Genomic DNA, 19,744 nt, shown 5'->3' with positions numbered 1-19,744 from the left:
ACAGTCATGGACACGTACGACATCGCGGTCGTGGGCTGCGGTCCGGTCGGCCTGACCCTCGCGCGGCTGCTCAGCGCGAAAGGACTGCGGGTCGCCGCGATCGATCCGAACCGGATCGTCTGCCACCATCCGCGGGCGACTCATCTCGACGACGAATCGATGCGCACGCTGCAAACGCTGGGCGCGGCCGATCTGGAGGAGCGGTTTCTGCGGCAGACCGGATGGACGCTGCAACTGCCGGACGGCACACCATTCCTCGAATTCGCCCATGCCCGGGACGAATCCGGACAGGGCTGGCGCACGGATTACCAGTTCCACCAACCGGATTTCGAATCCCGGCTGCGCGGTCTGCTCGCGAACGACCCGAACGTCGACCTGTGGTTCGGCTGGTCCGTCACCGAAATCACCCAGGACGCCGACGCCGTCCACCTCACCGTGACCGGCCGGGACCAGGTCAGGACGTTGACCGCGGCCTACGCCGTCGGCTCGGACGGGGCGAATTCGTTCGTCCGGCGGCTGATGGACGCCGAGGTCGAAGATCTTGAGGGAACGCAACGTTCGCTCATCGTCGACATTCATCCGTTCCAGCACCCGCCGGCACTGCCCCAAGAGTCCGGATTCATTCTGTGCCAGGGAAAACGGCCGATCACCTACGTGCCGATCTTTCCCCCAATGCTGCGGTTCGAATTCATGCTCCTCGACGGAGACGACGACGCCGCGCTCGAACGTCCGCAGGCGGTGTACGACGCCCTCAGCCGCTGGATCGAACCGGGCAGCTACCGCATCATGCGCGCCGACACTTACGAATGGCACGCACGGCTCGTGCACGGCTGGCGTTCCGGCAGGCTGCTCCTAGCCGGCGACGCCGCGCACGAGATGCCGCCGATGCTCGGGCAGGGCATGTGTTCCGGACTCCGCGACGCGGCAAACCTCGCCTGGAAACTCGCCGCCGTCGTCCAGGGCGGCAGCCCCGACAGCCTGCTCGACACCTACGAGACCGAGCGCGCCCCGCACGTTCGCCCTTACATCGCCGAGTCCGCCCGGCAGGCCAACCTCATCGAGTCCTTCGGCATCGGCGACACCCATCCGGAACTGACGGAGCCGCAGACTCTCGAACCGCTCCGGCCACCGCTCGGCTCCGGCCTGAGCACTTCGGTCAGCCGACTCAGCCCGCAGCCCCGGGCCGCGGACGGCACGCGACTCGACGAGGTCACCGGATACAACTTCGTCGTCGTCGTCGGCACACAGGCCGTATCGGCGGAGATCGCGGAGCTGTGGCGGCACCTCGACGTCGCGGTCGTCGCTGATGGCGGCCCGGCGGTCGAAGAATGGTTGGCCGCGAATTCTGCCACCGCGGCCATTATCCGCCCGGACCGGTACGTGTTCGCCTTCGCCGCCGACACGGCGGAACTGGAGACGGCGACGAAGGAACTCGCGCGACACATGGAGGTGCGCGTATGAAGCCTTACGGCACCGGGATGATCTGGGGCGAAGGACCCCGCTGGCATCAGGGCGCGCTGTGGCTGTCGGACACCCAGGGCAGTCGACTGTGGACGGATCACGGCGGGACCTGGAGCGCCACCAAGCTGGACTCACCGGCGAACGGACTGTGGTTCTTGCCCGACGGCAGGCTGGTCGCGGCCATGATGCACGAGAAACGCATCGGCGTCTGGGTGGACGGACAGTTCACCACCTACGCGGATCTCAGCGCCGTGGCGGCTGGTCCGCTCGGCGATCTCGTCGGTGACGAGCAGGGCAATCTGTACGTCGACGACGTCGGGTTCGTCCCTGGTGAACCGCCGCGACCAGGCCGTTTGGTGCGGATCGGCGTCGATGGCTCAGCCACTGCCGCTGCCGAGAACCTCGACTTCCCCAACGGTCTCGCCTTCCTCGACGGCGGGCGCACCCTGGTCGTCGCCGAGACCGCGGCGCAACGGCTGACGGCCTTCACCGTCGGCCCGGACGGCACGCTGACCGACCGGCGGCTTTACGCCGACCTCGCCCACTTGGTCGGCCCCGACGCTCGTCCGGACGGAATCTGGCCCGCCCCGGACGGGATCTGGGTAACGACCACGACTGGACACGCAGTCGTGCTGGTCCAGGACAACACGGTGCGCGAGACGATCACAACCGGTGCCACGTTCCCCATCGCATGCTGCACCGATGGCGGAAACCGGCTGTTCGTCACCCTCGCCGACACCGGCGGACGGCCGCTGTTCGAGGCCCTCGCCGCCAAGGATGTGCGGACCACGGTCGCGGAATGGGAACTCGAATGACCGCGCGGATCACCGATTTCGCCCGGTACGCGTCGGCCCGCACCGGACGCGACCTGACCGGCGGCTACCGGACGTTGTGGGAATGGTCGGTGCAGGATCTCGACGGATTCTGGTCCGCGGTGTGGGACTACTTCGGACTGCCGGCGCGTCCGGAGGGACAACCGGCGCTGGCGACCGAGGCGATGCCGGGCAGCGTCTGGTTCCCGGGGAGCACGTTGAACTATGCGGCCGAGGTCTTCCGGGATCGCGACGAGGACGCCACTGCGGTGATCGCGGTGGCTGAGGACGCGGCACCGGTCGAGCTGAGCTGGGGTGAGCTGCGCCGGCAAGTCGGCTCGGTCGCGGCGGCGCTGACTGAATTGGGAGTGTCGCCGGGCGACCGGGTGGTGGGTTATCTGCCCAATTCGGCCGAGGCGATCGTGGCGTTCCTGGCGACCGCGAGCCTCGGGGCGATCTGGGCCGGATGCGGGTTGGACTACGTCGGATCGGCCGCGCTCGCGCGGTTCGCGCAGCTATCGCCGACCGTGTTGATCACCGCGACCCAATCCCGGCACGGCGGCCGCGTCGTCGAACGCAGCGCCGACGTGGCGGCCTTGCGCGCCGGACTGTCCACATTGGTCGCGACAGTGGTGCTCGATGACGAGGCGCCCGGCGCGATCCCCTGGTCGTCAATCGTCAACGCCGACGCTGCCTTGGCACCCGTGCCGGTTCCGTTCGAGCACCCGCTGTGGGTTCTCTTTTCTTCCGGGACCACCGGCCGTCCTAAAGGGATAGTGCACGGCCACGGCGGCGTAGTCCTCGAGCAGCTGAAACATTCCGCGTTCCACCAGAACCTGCGGCCTGGCGACCGGATCCTCTGGTACACGACGCCGAGCTGGATGCTGTGGAACTCACTCGTCGGCGCTCTCCTCACCGGAGCGACCGCGGTGTGCTACGACGGCAGCCCGACGTTCGGCCGCCCGGACGCGTTGTGGCAGCTGGCCGCTCGCCTGCAAGTCACCACGCTCGGCACCAGTCCCGGTTACCTCGCGTTGTGCCGCAAGGCCGGGGTCCGGCTCGGGGACCATGACCTGCGCGCGCTGGTACGGCTCGGCGTCACTGGCTCGACGTTTCCGGCTGACCTGCACCGCTGGGTCGAGGGCGAGCTCGGGCCGCGGGTGCAGGTCGTTTCCAGCAGCGGCGGGACGGACGTCGTCACCGCCTTCGCGAGCGCGGCGCCCACCACGCCGGTGTGGGCGGGCGAGTTGTCCGCCCCCTGCCTCGGCGTCGCGCTCGATTCGCTGGGGCACAACGGGGAATCCGTGCGCAACACGGTCGGCGAGCTGGTCGTGCGGCGGCCGATGCCGTCCATGCCGGTGGGGTTCTGGGACGACCCCGATGGCAGCCGGTACCGAGCCGCGTATTTCGACACGTTTCCGGGTCTGTGGCGGCACGGCGATTGGACGACCATCACCGATCGCGGCTCGGTGATCATTCACGGCCGTTCGGACGCGACGCTGAATCGGCACGGCGTGCGCATGGGCAGCAGCGATATTTACGGGCCGGTCGAGGAACTTCCGGAGGTCGCGGAGGCGCTGGTCGTCGGCGTTGAGCTGGACGATGGCGGGTACTGGATGCCGTTGTTCGTCACGCTGACCGACGGGGTCCGTCTCGATGAGGCGCTGCGGCACCGGATCCTCGCGGCTATCCGCCGAGGTGCTTCCGCGCGGCATGTTCCTGACGAGATCCTTGCTGCGCCGGGGATTCCGCATACCCGCACGGGGAAGAAGCTCGAGGTTCCGGTGAAGCGGCTGTTGCGCGGAGAAGAGCCGGACAGCGTGGTTGATCCTGGGAGCGTTGATCAGCCGGAGCTCCTTGACTGGTATCGGCAGGTCGGCATGACTAAGCGGGAAGGCTAAACGGGACCGGGGTGTGCTGCTCCCAAATGTTCCGTGAAGCTTCTTCCGGATAGGGAACGGTCTTCGACTCGGCGTCCAGCACGCGGGTCAGCCGTTGACCGGGACGATAAGCGGCCCACCCCGGATCGCCGGTGGCTGCGAAGCTGACCCAAGCACTCCGAAGCTCCTCGGACACCTGAAGCGTGGTGGCACCAGGCATCTCGCCGAAGACCTGGCGGCCGACCGGACTGTCCAGAGTTCCGAAGACGAGACACACGTCGAGGCTGTGACACGCACCCAGACCGGGCGCGGACAGACACAGTTCGAACAGGTACGACCGGCCGCCAGCCAGAGCGTTGACCTCGGCCAACTGCTGGCTCGGCATCCGGAAGAGCGCGTCCGAGTAGACGGTCTCCATCAACTCCTCCGGGCTGGCTTCCGGATAGCCGGCGCGGTAGCCGTCTGGCGACGGGGCAAAGAGGTCGAGCGCCCGTTGCGCGTCGTCGGCAGTGAACGTGCCGACTCGACCGGCCATCACGGAGAACAGCCGGAACTCGTCGCGGGTGTGGCCGACGAGGAGGTCGACGCCGTCCGAGAGCGCCGACCAGGGCGTCTGCGGCAGGGAATTCTCGTCCAGCACAGGACAAACTCCGGCCCCGATTTGCGCCATCGGCCCCCAGCGGTCGCGTTGGCCGGACAGGCTGGCGTTGAACGCGGTGAGCCTGTCGGCCAGCTGCCACGGGTCGACGTTTCGGAGGTCTTCCCCGTTCGCCAGCGCCGCGGTGACCTGCTTGGCGAGCGAAGGGAGGACGAACGCACCGGGTACGGAATGGGCGATGGCACGTTGGAACAAGCCTTGCGCCGTCACGAGCAAGGACGCGACCGATCCCGCTCCCGCGGACTGACCGGCGACGCACACTCGCGCGGGGTCGCCGCCGAAGCGGGAAATGTTGCGCTGCACCCATTCCAGAGCGGCGATCTGGTCGAGGAACCCGCGGTTGGCCGGAGCGCCGTCGATGAGCGCGAACCCTTCGACGCCGACCCGGTAGTTCACGCTCACCACGACCAACCCGGCCGCGCACAGCAGCGTCGGGTCGTAGCTCGGGTCGCTGCTTACCGAGATGACGTATCCGCCGCCTGGCAACCAGACCAGCACGGGCAGTCCTGCCGCCCCCGGGTCGGGCGTTGCGACGTTGAGGGTGAGCCAGTCCGTTTCGTGCGCCGACTCCACCTGGACCGGCCCGGATTGCGGAGGCAGCGGACCAAACTCGGTCGCCTGTCGCGTGCCCTCCCAGGCCGGAACCGGGACCGGCGCCGCGAACCGGAGATCGCCCACCGGCGGCTGCGCGTACGGGATCCCGCGGAACTCCGCCACCCCCGCTCGCCAGCGGCCCGCCACGGCCCCCTCGACCGTCCGGACCACTGGCTGCGTCTTGTCGTCCATTCTCGTTCCCCCTCCGGTTTCAAGTCAAGTGTATTATGTCACTTGTATTGGAACGAGGGAAAGGGCTGCCGTGCCGAAGAAGGTCGACCACCGCGAGCGCCGGGAAGCGATCGCGCGCGCGTTGTGGCGGGTCGTGGCGCAGCAAGGCTGGAACCGCGCGACCATGCGCGAGGTCGCCCGGGAGGCGGACGCGTCGCTCGGGCAGGTTCAGCACTACTTCTCGACGCGGACGGCGATGCTCACGTTCGCGATGGAGTTCGCCGCGGAGCAGACGTCGCACCGGGTCGCCGAGGGGCTCGTCGATGTCACGCACCCCCGAGAGGTGCTGCGGGTGACGCTCACCGAGATGCTGCCGCTGCACCCCGACGCCCGCGCGACCAGCCGGATGAGCGCCGCGTACGTCCTCGAAGCCCTGCACGACCCCGAGTTGCACGCGAAGCTGCGCGACGACCTGCGCGAGAAACGAGCGCTCGTCGAACAGATGATCCGGCAAGCCATCGCGAACGGGCACATCGCCGCGGATCGGGACCCGGCCGTCGAGACGAATCTTGTCCTTGCACTGACTGGATTGACGCCGCTGCTTGAGCTGGACGTGATCGATCCTCGCGCCGCGCGCGTGGCGATCGATCGGTATCTGGATCAGCTTTTCGTTTAACCCGCGCCGGTCAAGCAGTGCTGCACGAGCGGGCCACGCCGCAGAGAGACTCGAACGCGGCCGGCTACGGCCGAATTGTTTGCAGCGCTTCCCCGTTCTCGGCGATGAACCAGAACGACCATCCGTTGCGGTTGTTGTGCACATTGGGGTTGAGTGCTTGGACAACCCCCATCGCCGCACCGCTCGGGCTCTTGTACGAGCACCCAGCGAGCACGCCGCTCGTAATGTCGACTCGCTTAGTAGCTTTGTGGTAGAGCGCCTCGATGCGCTCGCCTCCGTAGTCGGCGTAGATGGACACGCCGTCATCAGCAGGTTCCTGCCCAGCGGCGGCGGGCGTTCCGACCTCACGGACGAAATGGTCGAGCAGACGTCGCACCGCCTCACCGCCTGAGACCTGCCACGCACGTGCGAGCAGCATGACTCGGTCGTAGTCGCTGTCCACAAGATCCAGTTTTTTCAATTCTCATTCCTCTCTGGTTGCTGAGAAGATAGTAGTATTCTCTACTGGGTTGCGCAAGCGGCGACAGTCCGAAGCCGCTGTCCGATGAGTGAAGGGCTCCTACCCCATGACCAAGCCTCGTGCGACGTCGTCCCGCCAGCGGACTCTGCTTGTCCTGGTCGCAGTGCTCACTGGAGTGATCGCCTGCCTGGTGGCCGGAATCGTGGCGGCCGCAGTGGGCACCCGAACGGAAGTCGTGCTGACCGCTGGGGCAGGCGCTTTTGTGGTGACCGTCAAGCTCGTGCTCCACATCCTGAAGGAGCTCCGGCAGCTGTGAGCAATCATTGATGCGCACCGCGAAGAGAATGGACCTCACAGCAGAGAAGCGGCCGCTCTTGTCCAACTGAAAGGAAGGGCTTGTCGCGAGCCAGAGGGCATGCCGATCACCATGTTTTGTGCCCCCGGCAGGATTCGAACCTGCGACACCGGCTGTCGCAGAATCATGGCCATGTTAGCTCCATTTATGTTGTGGCGTAACGGAATCCGTCCCGCAGTGACTCAGTTGGACATCGTTGTATCGAGTTGAATTCTGACGGTTTACTGACACTAGTGACCCCTCAAATCGCCGATCTTCGGCTCGGCGTCGAGCAACGTCTCCAGCAGCGCCGCGGCCCGCTCGTTCGTCACCTGCTTGCGCCAGTAGTGCTTCTCAACCATCTCCTTGGTGTTGCCCAGCTGGCTGGCCGCCTCCTCGACCCGGCCGCCCTGATCGGCCATGTGCGTACCGACGGTGGATGCGCCCGGCGAACTCGGCCAGCAAACCCGAGTGGGTCGCCTGCGCGCAGGCGCGCGCGGGCCAGTCGTGGCAGGTCGACGGCCTCGACTTCCAGCCCGCGTGGTCGATGAGCGGCAACGCCGCCGGTGACGCAGACGCGCTCAACGCGGAGTCACCGCGCTGCCCGGCTTGGAATACGGCTGGCTCAAGAGGGCCGATGGCGCGCGTCTGCAGCAAGAAAGCCGACGACCGGGTTTGAACTGCGGACGCGCACGCCGCGTTGTTCCGCCGTCTCGGCATCCCGTTCGGCGGCTACGTCTACGCCCAGCCCAGCGACGGTGCCGCCGAAGCCCGCGTGCTGTGGGCGGAGTGCAAGCGGCTCGGCTGGACCGGGGTCGCGCCCGGCTGCGACATCGAGAGCGACCCGAAGATTCACATCTGGTCGAACGCTGAGGCCAAGGACCACGGCCGCGCGTACTGCTCGCAGATGCGCCAGCTCGGCGTCCGGCAGGCGGTCTACATGAACGCGTCGCTGGAGCAGGCGACCCGGCCGGATCTCTGGCCGGAAGTCCCGGTCGTCTGGGTCGCCCGATACGGGCTCAAACCGGAGACCCCAAGGAACGGCGTGCAATACACCGGCCACTAAGACATCCATCAGTACCGCGACGACGGCGCACTCCCCGGCTCGGCCGGAGCCGTCGGCTGGAACCAGTCCTACACCAACGCTCAACTCATCAGCGCGGAGGCTCCCGACATGGACGCTACCCGAGCCCGGCAGCTGGCCGAGCTGCATTCCTGGCTTAGCCCGCTTTCGCTTGAGATCGGGCCGAACAACGCGGACGGCATCGCCCCGCGCTCAAACGCCAAGCCGCTCAACGACATGCTCGCCAACGTGTACGGATGCTCTTCTTCGCGTCGAACTACATCGCGGCGCCGGACGGCAACCCGATGCCGTCGATCCTGTCCATGGTCGCCAAAGGCCGTCGGCGCGGGCCTCGACGATTTCCGCGCGCAGCTGCGCGCCGACGTCGTGGCAGTGCTCGGCGACGACAACGCCGAGCAGGCCGACGAGATCGTGGACAAGCCCGCCGCTCGGCTCGGCACGAAACCGGCGGTCGCGCAGTGACCGCGCCGGATCAGCCGAGCCGCGCCGGCACCGAGCCCGCGAGCATCGCCGAGGCCGTGCGCCTGGTCCTCGTCGCCGTCGTCGCCATCGGGTGGTGGGTGATCCCGGACCAGACCATCAACGTGATCGTGTCCGCGGTCGGCACGATCCTGTCCGTCGTGAGCAGCGTGCTCGTCCGCCGCCCTGTCGTGCCGGTCGCCAAGCTCGACCAGGACTAACCGGGCATGGAACCGCCTCGCCGCGCAACCGAGGGGGAAGCGCGGCGGGGCGGAACTGAGCAGATGGCGGGTCGGTGCGCCCGGCTAGGGCGTGGCCGACGGGGTGCCACGTTGCTTGGCCGCAGAGAAGAGGCGACAGCCAAGGTCGAGGCCAAGGCTGGTGTTGAGCGCGGTGCCGAAGGAGATCGCTCCTTCATCGGTCCGGTTATGGAAGACGGCGTCGTGTGATCCGGGCGCGTCGTGCAGACGCTGGGGACGCGGGTCGAATCCGTAGCGCTGGGCGATGGTCCCGATGATGGTGAGGGCTTTCTCCTAGTCCGCGTCCGGCAGGTTCCCGGTCACCCCGTGGTCGCCCAGGCTTGCCTGTTCGCCGTCGTTGCCGACGCCGGGGAATCGTGCGCCGCACGCTGCTCGCGAGCCGTTGCCAAGCGGCGTCCAGGGCGTCAGTTTGGGGATGGCGGCGGTGAGGGCTTGGCGGAGTTCGGTGTCGAGTTGCTGGTATTGCTGGCGGGCTTGGTCGGTGTCGGGCAGGCGCATCAGTGCGGCCCAGACTTCTGCGGGGTCTCGGTCCACGTTGTCTCCTGGGAAGGGCGATTTCTCGACACTGCACGCAGTCAGGACTGCAGCGAACAGCCCAGCAATGAGCAGGACTGCTGACCTCGGCTGATCCAGTCGACGGCTCATCCGGGCCTCAGGACTTGGGCTCGGGCGTCCCGTTGGGCCAGACGCACGGCGAACTAGCTCCGATGCTCAGGCGCCCCAGGACCGTTCCCGTCACCGTGCCAGTCAGGCTCATGACGTAGCCGTCACCGTTATGGGCGTTGGCGAATTGGTCGCCCTGCCAGGTGTCGGTTTCGATTGTCCAGCCGTTGTCCGTCCACCACTTTTTTAGCTTTTCGTAGTAGGAACTATTTTGCGCGCGGTCCGGGCCGTCTACCCAGTAGGTGACGCCGACCCTGACTTGACCGGTTTCTTTGTCCGACGAGTCAGTGCAGGACTCTGCGGGAAATACGATTTCGGTCAGCTTGTACCCGGCAGGGAAGGAGATCGACGCGGCAGCGTGAACGGCGTCCGCCGCCGCCTGCTTGGCCTGTTCGGACGTGAGGGTTGGCTGCATGGGGGCACCTCCGCAGGCGGTCATTGCGATCAAGACGGCGGCAAGCGTTGCGAGCCTCATCGGCTGCACAGTTTTTTTTTGATAGTTACGAGTCATGGTTTGCTTCCGGCAATTACCTTGCCTATCGACTTGAGCGAGGAAGAGTCTTTGTTCCAGTAGTCACTGTGGGAGGTGGCGGGGTTTCCGGTGTCAGAATCGAAGGTCTGCCCGCCGAACCAGGGGGTGGTGGGGGCGGGTCCGAGGGGGTCGATTCCGTCGAGCGGGGAGAAGTCGAGGTTGGTGAGTGCGGGGATGGGGTCGGTAGTGGAGGCGGTGGAGTAGATGTGCTGGCCGACTTGGTTTTGAGGAGTTCCGTCGAGGTGGAGCTGGTTGGCGTGGTCGACGCCGACTCCGGGGCTGGCGACCATGACGAGGTTGTTGGCGGGCAGGCCGAGGTCTCGGGCGGTTTGGCCGACGACGGTGGTGCCGTAGCTGTGTCCGATGACGGTGGTGTTCACCGGCCCGTGGTGCGCGGCCCCGAGCCCGTCCTGAAAACCGCGCAGCGCGGGTTCGGCTTTGTCGGCGAAGCTCGTGCTGGCCGCGTCCGGGAGGACGCTTTGCGGCGCGTCGTACCCCACCCACGTGATCACCGACGTGGACGGGGAACCCAACTGCGTGGCTTTGGCTGCCATGGCGTCGGAGCGTTCGATGTCGGTGTGCATGCCGTCGTTGAGCCCGGCAGTGGTGCCGGGGACGTAGGTGGCGACGTTGGCGGCGTGGTCGGGATCGCCGATGGCGACGATCGCCTGCCCGGAGTTCGCGGGGTTGATGCCAAGCAGGTAGGCGGGCGGCTGACCGGGCAGGGCCTGGTCGAGCCGGTGTTTGATCTGGTCCATTCCGGCGATCTTGCCGTTGAGCTCGTCGAGTTGCTTTTCCAGCGCGTAGTACTCCTTCTGTTGCTGCGGATCGCTGCGTTTCACCCCGTCGAGCCGGTGGCGGATGTCGTCGCGCTGCCGTTGCAGATCGGCGTAGTCGCGGTCGAGCACGGCCCGGTTCGCGCGGTCGCGGTCGACGGCGGGCAGTCCGTCTATCGCGCCGATCTGGCCGGGGCGGTCGCGGATCAGGATGTCCCGCTCGGCCGGGGAGAGGGTGGCCCACCACGCCGAGGCTTGCGATGGCGTCGCGTTGGGCGGAGGTTCGGGCGCGGTGAGGCCAGGAGCGTTTAATCCGTCGGCGGCCGCGGCGGCGACGGTGGACTCGTTCCCGGTGCCGAACTGGCCGGCGGCTGCTTTGTCCAGGACGGCGGCGAGGTCGCTGTCGATGTCTTCGGCGGTGCGCAGGATCTGCGCGACGTCGTCGGCCAGTTGCTGTTGTGCTCGTGCCCGGTCCTGCGGGTGCAGTTCCGGTGGCGGGTCACCTGCGTAGACGCAGACGATCGCGCCGTCGGCGGTGATCGCGAACCCGTATTTGCGGGCCAGCTCGTCGGCGTTCTTGATCGCGGCCTGCAGCGCGAGGATCGCGTCGGCGGCCTGCCCGACGGCTTTGCCGATCGCGGCGACTCCGGCGGCGTAGGTGTCCAGGCCCTGCATGTGGGTCTTGTGCTGGGCGGCCGCGCCCTCGGCGGCGGGACCGCTCCAGCCGTCCACCGGAAGCAGTTTGCCGTAGTCGTCGCCCTCGCTGACCAGAACCTGCACCTTCGCCCGCACGGCCGAGCAAACCTCGTCCAGCACGTTCGGGTTCCAGGCGCGCACATCGGCCAGTGACACCATCAGCGCGGCCCCCGCATCGTCGGAGCGACGGGGAACACCCCGGCCGCGCTGTGGTCGCCCTTCTCGTACCGGTCGGCTGCTGCGCCAAGATTCTCGCCGAACCGCTGCGCCTGTGCACACCACTGCGCGAAGGTCGACGACAACGCTTCTTGGCAGCCCCCGGCCGCCGCCGCGGCCTTCCCGCCCCGCACCGCAGCCGAGACCCGCCCGACCAGACCGGCGCAATCCGCGCCGCGCAGACCGGCCGTTTTCTCCCCTGCGGACCGCCCCGCTGCTCTCAACGCAGCGGGCACACTCGTGAACCCCATCGGCCTCCCCTTCCCGTAACCGAGAGTCACGTTACGGGCACCGGGACTCGGAGATCAACGGTGTCTCCCCCTCAAACGGGGGGCTCGCCAGCGAACACGCGAAGGCCTACCTAGGCGCAGCTAGGTAGAACTGCTCAGGAGGAGGAGAAGCGACGCGTGGCACGACCTGATGTGCAGCGCCCAAGGACTCGTGAACGCTAGATCGCCGCCATGCGCGTCGCTCGACCGGCACATTTCACCGGACAACGGAACCGCCCCGCCACGCGCCTGCGAGAGGGAAGCATGCGGACGTGCGGCATGGGGTCGTGGTTATGTGCGGGATCGAAGGGTTAGCAGGGGCGAGAGCTCGATGGCGTTCTGGCCGCCGTGCGGGCGAATCGTCTCCTTGTGTTTCTTCAGGAGCCGACGGATCGTGGCATAGCACGTACTGTGTGCGTCGGTGACTGCCTGTATGGATGCGCCGCCTTCGTAGTCGAGAATGTTCTGTTCGATGTCGAGGTCGGTGCGCTTCACACCCTGTCGGATGGGCGGCAGCACGGCCCCTTCCTGCCGCAGCAATCGCCCGGTCCAGCTCAGCGACAGCCCGTGCTCCCGAGCGATCTCGGTGACCGACTCACCGGCTCGCCAGGATTCGATCATCCGGCGGTTTCGCTTGATCCGTTTCGCGCGCGCCTCGTCCGGCGTTTCCATCCGGTGTTCCTGTCATCGCAGTCTGTTGGATGGGGGGGCGGTGGTCTTCGGGATAGACCACCGTCCCCCGCGCCCCGCCCGGTGGGGGCGCACCCGGTGCCGCAGCGTGTCGAGGGATCACCGCCGCGGTGCCGGGCTGTCTAGATGTCCAAACGGAAGCTTTCGCCGCACTCGCCGCATCGGTGGTCCGTGTGCTTGGCGGTCGCGCCGCAGGCTTTGCAGGCGAGTCGTATCCGGATTGGACGGCGCGGCGGACCAATGCGAGCGAAGCCCGGCGCTCGGCGCAGCCAGTCGGAGAAGAGGAACAGGGGATTGATCCCACATTCGTCGTCGGCGTGGTGGTCGCCGCGATCCACGACGAGTCGAACGGCACCTACGGAACGCCCCGGCTGCACGCCGAACTGCGCCACCGCGGGCGGCGGCACTCCCGCAAGCGCATCGCCCGGCTCCTGCGCGCCGCCGGCCGCGCCGGACGAGCTCCGAAACCGTGGCGCACCACCACCGTCCCCGACCCGGGCGCGCACACTCCGGCCGATCTGATCAAGCGGGACTTCTCCTGCAGCACAAGCGATATCAACACTCGCTGGTGCGGCGATATCACCTACATCCACACCTGGGAAGGCTGGCTGTATCTGGCCACGGTGATCGACCTCGGTTCCCGCCGCGTTGTCGGCTGGGCCACCGCCGATCACCCGCGCACCGACCTGATCGCCGACGCGCTCAACAACGCCGTTGCCCAGCGCCGACCGGAACCCGGGGTGATCTTCCACTTCGATCGCGGCTGTCAATACACGCCTGCCCAGTTCGGTGCCCTCGCCGACGAGCACGGCGCGCGTTTGTCGGTGGGGCGCAAGGGACAGTGCTGGCCCAACGCCGTCGCCGAATCGTTTTTCGCTACCATCAAAGCGGAATTGCTCGACCGGCGCGGCTGGCCTACCCGGGTTGCCGCGCACAAAGCGATCTTCGGCTACATCGAAGGCTGGTACAACACCCGCCGACTGCACTCCAGCCTCGGCTACCTCAGCCCCAACACCTACGAACCCACCCACCGGATAGCCTGACCGCCTCAACGACCCTGTCCGTCAAAACGGGTCAGCCCCAGTCGGTCAGTGGCAATCCAACTGGACCTGCGCTCAGCGATCCTCGCCGCTCGTGCCGGCGACCCGGTCGAGGCCGACGACTATCTGGGCGAGGTACGCGCGTTCGCGGACGAGTTCCAGCCGCCCGCGGTCCCGTACTACGGCGTCGACGCCAGCACGACGAACATCGTCGTTCACTGGTGCGCGAAGCCGGTCGAGAACTACAACGGCACCGAAGCCGTCCGGCGTGCCTCCGCCGTCGAAGTTACGGACCCGCGTCGACCGGAACGGGTCGGGCACCACCACATCGACATGGCGCGCGCATGGATGCTCCATGGTGACCGAGAGCGCACTCTCGCAGAGTTGAACGCGGCCAGGGAAGTCGCACCGAACGCGACCCGTCACCACCCATCGGTCACCGAGACGGTGCGGGCGCTCGCCGCTTCCGAGCGGCGCACCACCGCGACTCTGGCTGGGTTCGCGCGATGGGCAGGCGTTCGGCTCTGACCAGAGCTAACCCGGTCGGTTGGCGGCGAGCAGTGACCGCGCGGACGCCACCTCGTACTCGGTGCAGCCAGTCCCCCCGCTGGTCGAGGTACGGCGTGTACGCCGAGCCGAGCAGTCGCGAGCCGCAGTCGGCGACCGGTTCCAGCACGTCGCCGTAGGCTTGCATGGTGCGGTCGCCGTACTTGGCGTATTGCCGCGTATGAACCCACTCGTGGTTGATCACGTCGATCATGTGCGAGCACGGAACCCGCGGGGAAATGCGCACCTGCATCGTGCCGTGCAGGTCGACCACGCCCCACAGATTGTCGGGCGGCTCGGCGATCGTCCAGGTGAAGCCGCCGCGACCGAGCTCGTCGAGCCGCCGGTTCATCACCGTGGCCTGGTCGCACGTCGGCGCTTTGCGATCGGTCGGCCTCAACCCGGCCGACCGTGCGACCGGGTCGACCGGTGGCGCGAAGCTGGTCAGACCGAATGCAACGACCAGGGTTGCCAGCAGCGCCCCGATCGATCGCGAGGTGAAGCATCTCGGTCTGTCGGAGTCGTCCCCCACGGTGTCCCCCTCGTCATGGTCCGGCAAAGGGGATCGCAGAGCGAAGCGGACCTGTTACGCGGGAAGCCGCGGGAGGTGCGGACCGTGTGCGGAGAGGTACGGTCGGGGGCCGAACCGTCACGCGCTGAATTCAGACAGTTTTCTGACTCTTGAGGCTTCCCGGTTCGAACCTTCTTGATCGAAATAGGATCTGACCTGCGGAAGAATGTGCCCCCGGCAGGATTCGAACCTGCGACACCGGCTTTAGGAGAGCCGTGCTCTATCCCCTGAGCTACGAGGGCCGTCGCGTGCTGCTGGCTACATCCTAGCGGGGCCCGTGGGCGGTGAAGTCAGGTACGCCAGTGCCATCTCCGCCGCTTCCTCTGCCCACGTCTCCCACGGGCGGTCGTCTGGCCAGAATCTGCTGGTCGCGGCGCGGTGGACGCATGCGCCGATGATCGTTCTGGCGGCCATTTTCAGGTTCTCGACCTCGGCCGAGGAGAGCGGCAGGGCTTCCAGCAGGGCGTCTTGGATCGCGGACAGGGCGGCCAGGCCGCGGTCTCGGCCGTCGGAGCGTTGGGCGTCCAGTAGTTCCGGGAAGATCCCGTCGTGTTCTTCGAAGGTCTGTGCCAGGGCTGCCACGAAGGCGGTGAAGATCGAGCGCAGGTCCGGGGGCGCTGAGCGGAGGGCGTCTCGGACGCTGGTTTCCAGCTGGGTCAGCAAGCGGTCCTTCACGGCGTGCAGCAGCTGTTCCTTGCCGTCGAAGCGGCGGTAGATCGTGCCGACCGACATGCCTGCCTGCGAGGCCACCGCGGCGACAGTAAACGACTCCAGGCCCTGCTCGGCCAGGACTTGTTCGGCTGCGGTCAGGAGTCTCTGCAGCGCGGCGCGGCTGCGGGCCTGTTGCGGCGGGCGGAAGCCCTCGCTGGTCTCGCTCACTCGCGGCACGTTACTGGTAGCGTCGCGGATATGCGAATGATAATTCCTGTTCGCATCTAGGAGGGGGAGCCATGGTCAGCATCGAGGTGCGCAACGCCTACGTCGACTTTCCGATCTTCGACGCCAAGACCCGGTCGTTGAAGAAGCGGGTGCTCGGGAAGGTCGGCGGGACCATCGCCGACGGGGCAAGGGTGCCGGTGATCGAGGCGTTGCGGGACGTGTCGTTCCGGCTTGGCGAGGGCGATCGGGTCGGGCTGGTGGGGCACAACGGGGCCGGCAAATCCACGTTGCTGCGGTTGCTGTCCGGGATTTACGAGCCGACGCGCGGCGCACTGAAGGTCGTGGGGCGGGTCGCGCCGGTGTTCGATCTGGGGGTTGGGCTGGATCCGGAGGTGTCCGGACGCGAGAACATCCTGATCCAGGGGCTCTTTCTCGGGATGAGCCGGCGGCAGATGACGAAACGGGTCGATGACATCGCGGAGTTCACTGAGCTCGGCGACTATCTCGAACTGCCGTTGCGCACCTACTCGGCCGGGATGCGGGTGCGGCTCGCGCTCGGGGTGGTGACCACGATCGATCCGGAGATCCTGCTGCTCGACGAGGGGCTCGGCGCGGTCGACGCGGCGTTTCTCGCCAAGGCGCGCGATCGGCTCAAGGACCTGGTGCGGCGGTCCGGGATCCTGGTGTTCGCGAATCATTCCGACGAACTGCTCGCGGAGTTTTGCGATACCGCGTTGTGGATGGACGAGGGGCACGTGAAGCAGCACGGTTCGCTGTCCGAGGTGCTGAGCGCTTACAGCGGGAAGGCCGCGGTTTAGAGCGGCAGCAACGATCCACTGCGCTTCACCGTGCGGACCACGGGGGCGGTTTCCATTTGCTGGATCCCGTCGAGCGCTCCGACGCGTTCGGTTAGGTATTCGTACAGGTGCGTCGCGTTGCGGCAGGCGATCGCGGCGACCAGGTTCGCCGGGCCGGTGGTGACTGCGGCGAATTGCACCTCTTCGTGTTCCGCCAAGGCACTTGCCACCGAGGTGACGGCTGAGGGGCGGACGATCATCCACAGTCGCGCTTCTGCCTGACAGCCCAAGGCGCGCAGGGAAATGTCCAGCTGATACGACAGCACCCCGGCTCGGCGGAGGGTTTCGATCCGGCGCTTCACGGTCGACTCGGACAGGCCCGACGCGGCGGCCAGTTCGCCGTAGCTGGCGCGGCCGTCGTCGGCCAGGACTTGCACTAACTGCCGGTCGGCGTCGTCGAAGGTGGTCTCCTCGGCGGGGTCGACCGGGACTTGCAGCGCGGCGATCTGCTCGTCGGACAAGGCCGACCATCGGCCTAGGCGCGTGAACCCGTGCAACATCTGGTGTGCGGACACGGACGTGATCCGGCTGCTCCGCGGGAGTTTGTCCAGCAGCAGCACGTCGGGTTCATCCACAATGGACGACTGTGTCGTGCACGCGATTTCCGTGCCGCCGGACAGCAAATGGACCCAAAACGTATCCGGGCGCTTGGCGAGCGCCGTCGCGATCGGGAGGCCGGACGCGGGCGCGCAGGCGAATCGGACCGTCCACAGTGCGTACCCGAGTCTCGCGCTCGCGACCGCGCCTACTACCCGGAGCACCCCGGCCTGTCGCAACCGCCGGTAGCGCCTGCCGATGGTGTTCTCCGAAACGCCGAGCACGTCGGCGATCCGCGCGAAAGCGGCGCGGCCGTCGAGATCCAGCGCGTGGATCAGCTGGCGGTCCACGGAGTCCAGCGTGACGGGTTTCATCACTCCACGGTAGTTGATGACGGGATCCGCCACCAAAGGCCAGTTTGCTTGAGGCACGCCGACAGCGTGAGCACTCTTCAGGGAATGAGAAAGGGAGCTGTGATGCGCAAATGGGGGCCGTTGGCGGCGATCTGCCTCGGGTCGTTCATGTTGATCCTCGACACCACCGTGGTGACGGTTGCGTTGCCGGAGATGGCGCGCGGGCTGGGAGCGTCGCTGGCCAGCCTGCAATGGGTGGTCAACAGCTACACCTTGGTGCTCGCCGTTCTCGCGTTGAGCGCGGGCGCGATCGGCGACATCGTAGGACAGCGTCGGGTGTTCGTCGGTTCGGTCGCGTTGTTCGCGGTGGCGTCGCTGGGATGCGCGCTCTCACCGAATGTCGGCGTGCTGATTGGCGCGCGGGCGGTGCAAGGGATCGGCGGCGCGGCGATGATGGTGGCTGCGATGTCGTTGCTGGGAGCCAATTACGCGGGCAAGGAGCGAGGTGCCGCGTTCGGGACGTGGACGGCGGTGCTCGGTGGCGCTGGTGCGGCGGGCCCGTTTCTCGGTGGCGTTTTGACGCAGTGGGCGGGGTGGCAGGCGATATTCTTTCTCAATTTGCCGTTGAGCGTGCTGACTCTGCTGCTGACCCGGAAGTATCTGGCCGAGGCACCGAAACGACCGGCTGGCACCCGGATCGACTTCGGTGGCATGCTGGCTTTCGGAGTCGGTTCGGGTGCGGTGATCTACGCGTTGATCCAGCATGCGTGGCCGGTGTTCGCTCTCGCGGCCGTGGCGTTGACAGGTTTCGTTGTGGTCGAGCGACGAGTGAAGCACCCGATGCTCGATCTCGCACTGTTCCGCCGGGCATCATTCGTGACAGTGCTGGTCGTGGTTGTCGCGAGTTCTTTCGTATTCGCCTGCCTGGTTTACGTGTCGATCTGGCTGCAAACCGCGGTACACCTCAGCCCGACCGAGGCTGGGCTTGCGCTGATTCCGTTGGCGGCAACGTCTTTTCTCGCCTCGATCCTGATCGGCAAGCGGCTGCACGCGGTTTCGCCGGGCATCGTGCTCGGGCTCGGGGCCCTGCTGGCGGCTGCGGGCTGCGGCCTGGAGTGGATGCTGCTCGACCGCGATTCGACGTGGCTCAGCCTGCTGCCCGGGCTGATCGTGACCGGCGCTGGGATGGGGATCGCCGGACCTGCGGGCAGCACCGCGATTCTCAGCGCGGTTCCCAGGGACCGCGCGGGGATGGCGTCGGGTGCCATGGCTACGTTCCGACAGCTCGGTCAAACGCTCGGCGTCGCCGTGCTCGGGCTGGCTTACGCCGCGGACCTCGGCGACGTCTTCCTGGTCACCGCCGGGCTCAGTCTCGTGGCCGCCGTGCTCAGCTGCCTTGTGCTGCCTCGAAACAATGCCGGTGCGCCGTCGCGAACTCGCGGAAGCTCCGCGGCCGCTGGCCGGTGACGTCCTCGACTGTGGACGTCACGGTTTCCGCGCCGCCGTCCAGGTACGTATTGCACACCTCGACCAGCGCCTTCGCATGGAACGACGACATTCCGGCTTCAGCCAACGCGGAAAGTGCTTGCTCGTTCGACATTCCGCGATACGCGATCGGACGGCCGAGCACTTCGGACAGCACTGCCGCGGCCTCGTCGTACGTCAGTGCTTCGGGACCGCTGAGCGCGTACGCCTTGCCTGCGTGGCCGTCCTCGGTCAGTGCCCGAAACGCCACGCGGGCAATGTCTTCGGCGTCCACGAAGGCGATCGGACCGCGGATCAGCGAGCTGGCGAAGAAATTCCCGGACCGGATGGTTCCGGCCCAGTTTCCCGAGAACGCCTGAAGATAGAAGTTCGCCCGGAGAAAGGTCCAGGACAGCGGCGAGGTTTCCAGCATCCGCTCGACCGGACGGTGCAGCCGGGCGATCGGGGTGAGTTCCTCGTCCGCCCGCCACAGCGACTGTTTCACCACGTGCGAGACCCCGGCGGACACGGCGGCTTCGACCACATTGGACTCGTTGCCGGTCTGTCCGGGGCTCATCGCACCCAGCAAGAAAACCTTCGACACTCCGGCCAGCGCCGGTTGCACGCTGGCCGGATCGGACATTTCGACGGTGACCGCGTCGATTCCGTCCGCGGCGGCTTTCTGCGCTTTCTCCGCGGAATGGTAGGCGGCACGGAACGGGACCTCGGCCTCGCGCAACTGCTTGACCAGCGCCGATCCCACGTTGCCGCTCGCACCCGTCACCAGGATCATGCGCTCCGCCTTC

At 67.1% G+C, this 19,744-nt stretch carries 24 protein-coding genes, 1 tRNA gene and 1 pseudogene; 12 read left to right on the top strand and 14 right to left on the bottom strand.

The window, feature by feature from the left end:
• Positions 1 to 6 precede the first annotated feature (6 nt).
• From PUT80_RS00765 to PUT80_RS00755, 3 genes are read left to right on the top strand one after another with little or no spacing between them, the layout of a single operon-like run.
• A complete protein-coding gene (locus PUT80_RS00765) occupies positions 7 to 1,461 on the top strand; it encodes a bifunctional 3-(3-hydroxy-phenyl)propionate/3-hydroxycinnamic acid hydroxylase (protein ID WP_275290731.1) in 1,455 nt (484 codons plus the stop codon).
• Positions 1,458 to 2,276, top strand: a complete 819-nt coding sequence (locus PUT80_RS00760; RefSeq protein WP_275290730.1) for an SMP-30/gluconolactonase/LRE family protein — start codon at positions 1,458 to 1,460, stop codon at positions 2,274 to 2,276. Before PUT80_RS00765 ends, PUT80_RS00760 begins: the two co-directional genes overlap by 4 nt.
• Positions 2,261 to 4,174, top strand: a complete 1,914-nt coding sequence (locus PUT80_RS00755; protein ID WP_275290729.1) for an acetoacetate--CoA ligase — start codon at positions 2,261 to 2,263, stop codon at positions 4,172 to 4,174. Before PUT80_RS00760 ends, PUT80_RS00755 begins: the two co-directional genes overlap by 16 nt.
• On the opposite strand, the gene PUT80_RS00750 is transcribed toward PUT80_RS00755, so the two are convergent.
• Entirely contained in the window at positions 4,158 to 5,597 is a 1,440-nt protein-coding gene (locus PUT80_RS00750) for a carboxylesterase family protein (protein WP_275290728.1), read from the bottom strand. The genes PUT80_RS00755 and PUT80_RS00750 overlap by 17 nt on opposite strands.
• A 70-nt stretch (positions 5,598 to 5,667) precedes the next feature.
• On the opposite strand from PUT80_RS00750, the gene PUT80_RS00745 reads away from it, so the two are divergent.
• Entirely contained in the window at positions 5,668 to 6,252 is a 585-nt protein-coding gene (locus PUT80_RS00745) for a TetR family transcriptional regulator C-terminal domain-containing protein (protein WP_275290727.1), read from the top strand.
• Positions 6,253 to 6,316: 64 nt separating this feature from the next.
• Here the strand turns inward: PUT80_RS00745 and PUT80_RS00740 are convergent, their stop codons facing one another.
• On the bottom strand, positions 6,317 to 6,712 hold the full coding sequence (locus tag PUT80_RS00740) for a hypothetical protein (protein WP_051171969.1): 396 nt from the start codon (positions 6,710 to 6,712) through the stop codon (positions 6,317 to 6,319).
• A gap of 106 nt (positions 6,713 to 6,818) precedes the next feature.
• Here PUT80_RS00740 and PUT80_RS00735 point away from each other — a divergent pair, with 106 nt between their 5' ends.
• Positions 6,819 to 7,028 carry a hypothetical protein gene (locus PUT80_RS00735; protein ID WP_134729292.1) on the top strand — a complete coding sequence of 70 codons (210 nt, stop codon included), beginning with the start codon at positions 6,819 to 6,821 and terminating at the stop codon, positions 7,026 to 7,028.
• A gap of 269 nt (positions 7,029 to 7,297) precedes the next feature.
• Here the strand turns inward: PUT80_RS00735 and PUT80_RS00730 are convergent, their stop codons facing one another.
• Complete coding sequence (locus PUT80_RS00730; protein WP_238604155.1) at positions 7,298 to 7,468, bottom strand: hypothetical protein; 171 nt, start codon at positions 7,466 to 7,468, stop codon at positions 7,298 to 7,300.
• A gap of 17 nt (positions 7,469 to 7,485) precedes the next feature.
• On the opposite strand from PUT80_RS00730, the gene PUT80_RS00725 reads away from it, so the two are divergent.
• The 4 genes from PUT80_RS00725 (at position 7,486) to PUT80_RS00710 (ending at position 8,810) form a co-directional block, all read left to right on the top strand.
• On the top strand, positions 7,486 to 7,725 hold the full coding sequence (locus PUT80_RS00725) for a hypothetical protein (RefSeq protein ID WP_275290726.1): 240 nt from the start codon (positions 7,486 to 7,488) through the stop codon (positions 7,723 to 7,725).
• Between the two features lie 21 nt (positions 7,726 to 7,746).
• Positions 7,747 to 8,112 carry a hypothetical protein gene (locus PUT80_RS00720; RefSeq protein WP_051171967.1) on the top strand — a complete coding sequence of 122 codons (366 nt, stop codon included), beginning with the start codon at positions 7,747 to 7,749 and terminating at the stop codon, positions 8,110 to 8,112.
• 108 nt (positions 8,113 to 8,220) lie between these two features.
• The gene (locus PUT80_RS00715; RefSeq protein ID WP_051171965.1) at positions 8,221 to 8,592 is read left to right on the top strand and encodes a hypothetical protein; all 372 of its coding nucleotides are present in this window, start codon (positions 8,221 to 8,223) and stop codon (positions 8,590 to 8,592) included.
• Positions 8,589 to 8,810, top strand: a complete 222-nt coding sequence (locus PUT80_RS00710; RefSeq protein ID WP_037811091.1) for a hypothetical protein — start codon at positions 8,589 to 8,591, stop codon at positions 8,808 to 8,810. The genes PUT80_RS00715 and PUT80_RS00710 overlap by 4 nt, the downstream gene beginning before the upstream one ends.
• Positions 8,811 to 8,894: 84 nt before the next feature.
• On the opposite strand, the pseudogene PUT80_RS00705 reads toward PUT80_RS00710, so the two are convergent.
• The 5 genes and pseudogenes from PUT80_RS00705 to PUT80_RS00685 all read right to left on the bottom strand — a co-directional run bounded on the left by PUT80_RS00705 (position 8,895) and on the right by PUT80_RS00685 (position 12,673).
• Positions 8,895 to 9,383 (bottom strand): annotated as a pseudogene (locus PUT80_RS00705) (LppA family lipoprotein).
• A gap of 118 nt (positions 9,384 to 9,501) precedes the next feature.
• Positions 9,502 to 10,023 carry a hypothetical protein gene (locus tag PUT80_RS00700; RefSeq protein ID WP_275290725.1) on the bottom strand — a complete coding sequence of 174 codons (522 nt, stop codon included), beginning with the start codon at positions 10,021 to 10,023 and terminating at the stop codon, positions 9,502 to 9,504.
• On the bottom strand, positions 10,020 to 11,675 hold the full coding sequence (locus tag PUT80_RS00695; protein ID WP_275290724.1) for an alpha/beta hydrolase: 1,656 nt from the start codon (positions 11,673 to 11,675) through the stop codon (positions 10,020 to 10,022). The genes PUT80_RS00700 and PUT80_RS00695 overlap by 4 nt, the downstream gene beginning before the upstream one ends.
• Positions 11,675 to 11,983 (bottom strand): type VII secretion target, encoded by a 309-nt coding sequence (locus PUT80_RS00690; RefSeq protein ID WP_037811085.1) that lies wholly within the window; start codon positions 11,981 to 11,983, stop codon positions 11,675 to 11,677. The genes PUT80_RS00695 and PUT80_RS00690 overlap by 1 nt, the downstream gene beginning before the upstream one ends.
• A gap of 309 nt (positions 11,984 to 12,292) precedes the next feature.
• A complete protein-coding gene (locus tag PUT80_RS00685; RefSeq protein ID WP_037811083.1) occupies positions 12,293 to 12,673 on the bottom strand; it encodes a hypothetical protein in 381 nt (126 codons plus the stop codon).
• Positions 12,674 to 12,801: 128 nt separating this feature from the next.
• Here PUT80_RS00685 and PUT80_RS00680 point away from each other — a divergent pair, with 128 nt between their 5' ends.
• Positions 12,802 to 13,734 (top strand): IS3 family transposase, encoded by a 933-nt coding sequence (locus PUT80_RS00680; RefSeq protein WP_275290723.1) that lies wholly within the window; start codon positions 12,802 to 12,804, stop codon positions 13,732 to 13,734.
• 72 nt (positions 13,735 to 13,806) lie between these two features.
• On the opposite strand, the gene PUT80_RS00675 is transcribed toward PUT80_RS00680, so the two are convergent.
• The 4 genes from PUT80_RS00675 to PUT80_RS00660 all read right to left on the bottom strand — a co-directional run bounded on the left by PUT80_RS00675 (position 13,807) and on the right by PUT80_RS00660 (position 15,727).
• Positions 13,807 to 14,088 (bottom strand): hypothetical protein, encoded by a 282-nt coding sequence (locus tag PUT80_RS00675; protein WP_134665208.1) that lies wholly within the window; start codon positions 14,086 to 14,088, stop codon positions 13,807 to 13,809.
• Positions 14,089 to 14,167: 79 nt separating this feature from the next.
• Positions 14,168 to 14,677 carry a hypothetical protein gene (locus PUT80_RS00670; protein ID WP_134665210.1) on the bottom strand — a complete coding sequence of 170 codons (510 nt, stop codon included), beginning with the start codon at positions 14,675 to 14,677 and terminating at the stop codon, positions 14,168 to 14,170.
• Between the two features lie 340 nt (positions 14,678 to 15,017).
• A tRNA-Arg gene (locus tag PUT80_RS00665) sits at positions 15,018 to 15,090 on the bottom strand.
• A gap of 16 nt (positions 15,091 to 15,106) precedes the next feature.
• Positions 15,107 to 15,727, bottom strand: coding sequence for a TetR/AcrR family transcriptional regulator (locus PUT80_RS00660; RefSeq protein ID WP_037811080.1), 621 nt, complete (start codon positions 15,725 to 15,727; stop codon positions 15,107 to 15,109).
• A gap of 71 nt (positions 15,728 to 15,798) precedes the next feature.
• Between PUT80_RS00660 and PUT80_RS00655 the strand changes: the two genes are divergently transcribed.
• A complete protein-coding gene (locus PUT80_RS00655) occupies positions 15,799 to 16,545 on the top strand; it encodes an ABC transporter ATP-binding protein (protein ID WP_037811079.1) in 747 nt (248 codons plus the stop codon).
• Here PUT80_RS00655 and PUT80_RS00650 read toward each other — a convergent pair.
• Entirely contained in the window at positions 16,542 to 17,495 is a 954-nt protein-coding gene (locus PUT80_RS00650) for an Lrp/AsnC family transcriptional regulator (protein WP_037811078.1), read from the bottom strand. The two genes, PUT80_RS00655 and PUT80_RS00650, sit on opposite strands and share 4 nt — an antisense overlap.
• Between PUT80_RS00650 and PUT80_RS00645 the strand changes: the two genes are divergently transcribed.
• Entirely contained in the window at positions 17,451 to 18,941 is a 1,491-nt protein-coding gene (locus tag PUT80_RS00645; RefSeq protein ID WP_275290722.1) for an MFS transporter, read from the top strand. The two genes, PUT80_RS00650 and PUT80_RS00645, sit on opposite strands and share 45 nt — an antisense overlap.
• Here the strand turns inward: PUT80_RS00645 and PUT80_RS00640 are convergent.
• Positions 18,862 to 19,731 (bottom strand): SDR family oxidoreductase, encoded by an 870-nt coding sequence (locus PUT80_RS00640; protein WP_275290721.1) that lies wholly within the window; start codon positions 19,729 to 19,731, stop codon positions 18,862 to 18,864. The two genes, PUT80_RS00645 and PUT80_RS00640, sit on opposite strands and share 80 nt — an antisense overlap.
• Positions 19,732 to 19,744 lie beyond the last annotated feature (13 nt).

Origin of the sequence: Amycolatopsis sp. La24 (genome assembly GCF_029087445.1) — a bacterium.
Taxonomy (GTDB): domain Bacteria; phylum Actinomycetota; class Actinomycetes; order Mycobacteriales; family Pseudonocardiaceae; genus Amycolatopsis; species Amycolatopsis nivea.
Note: the sequence above shows the minus strand (reverse complement) of the source record. Positions and strands in the feature narration are given on the sequence as shown.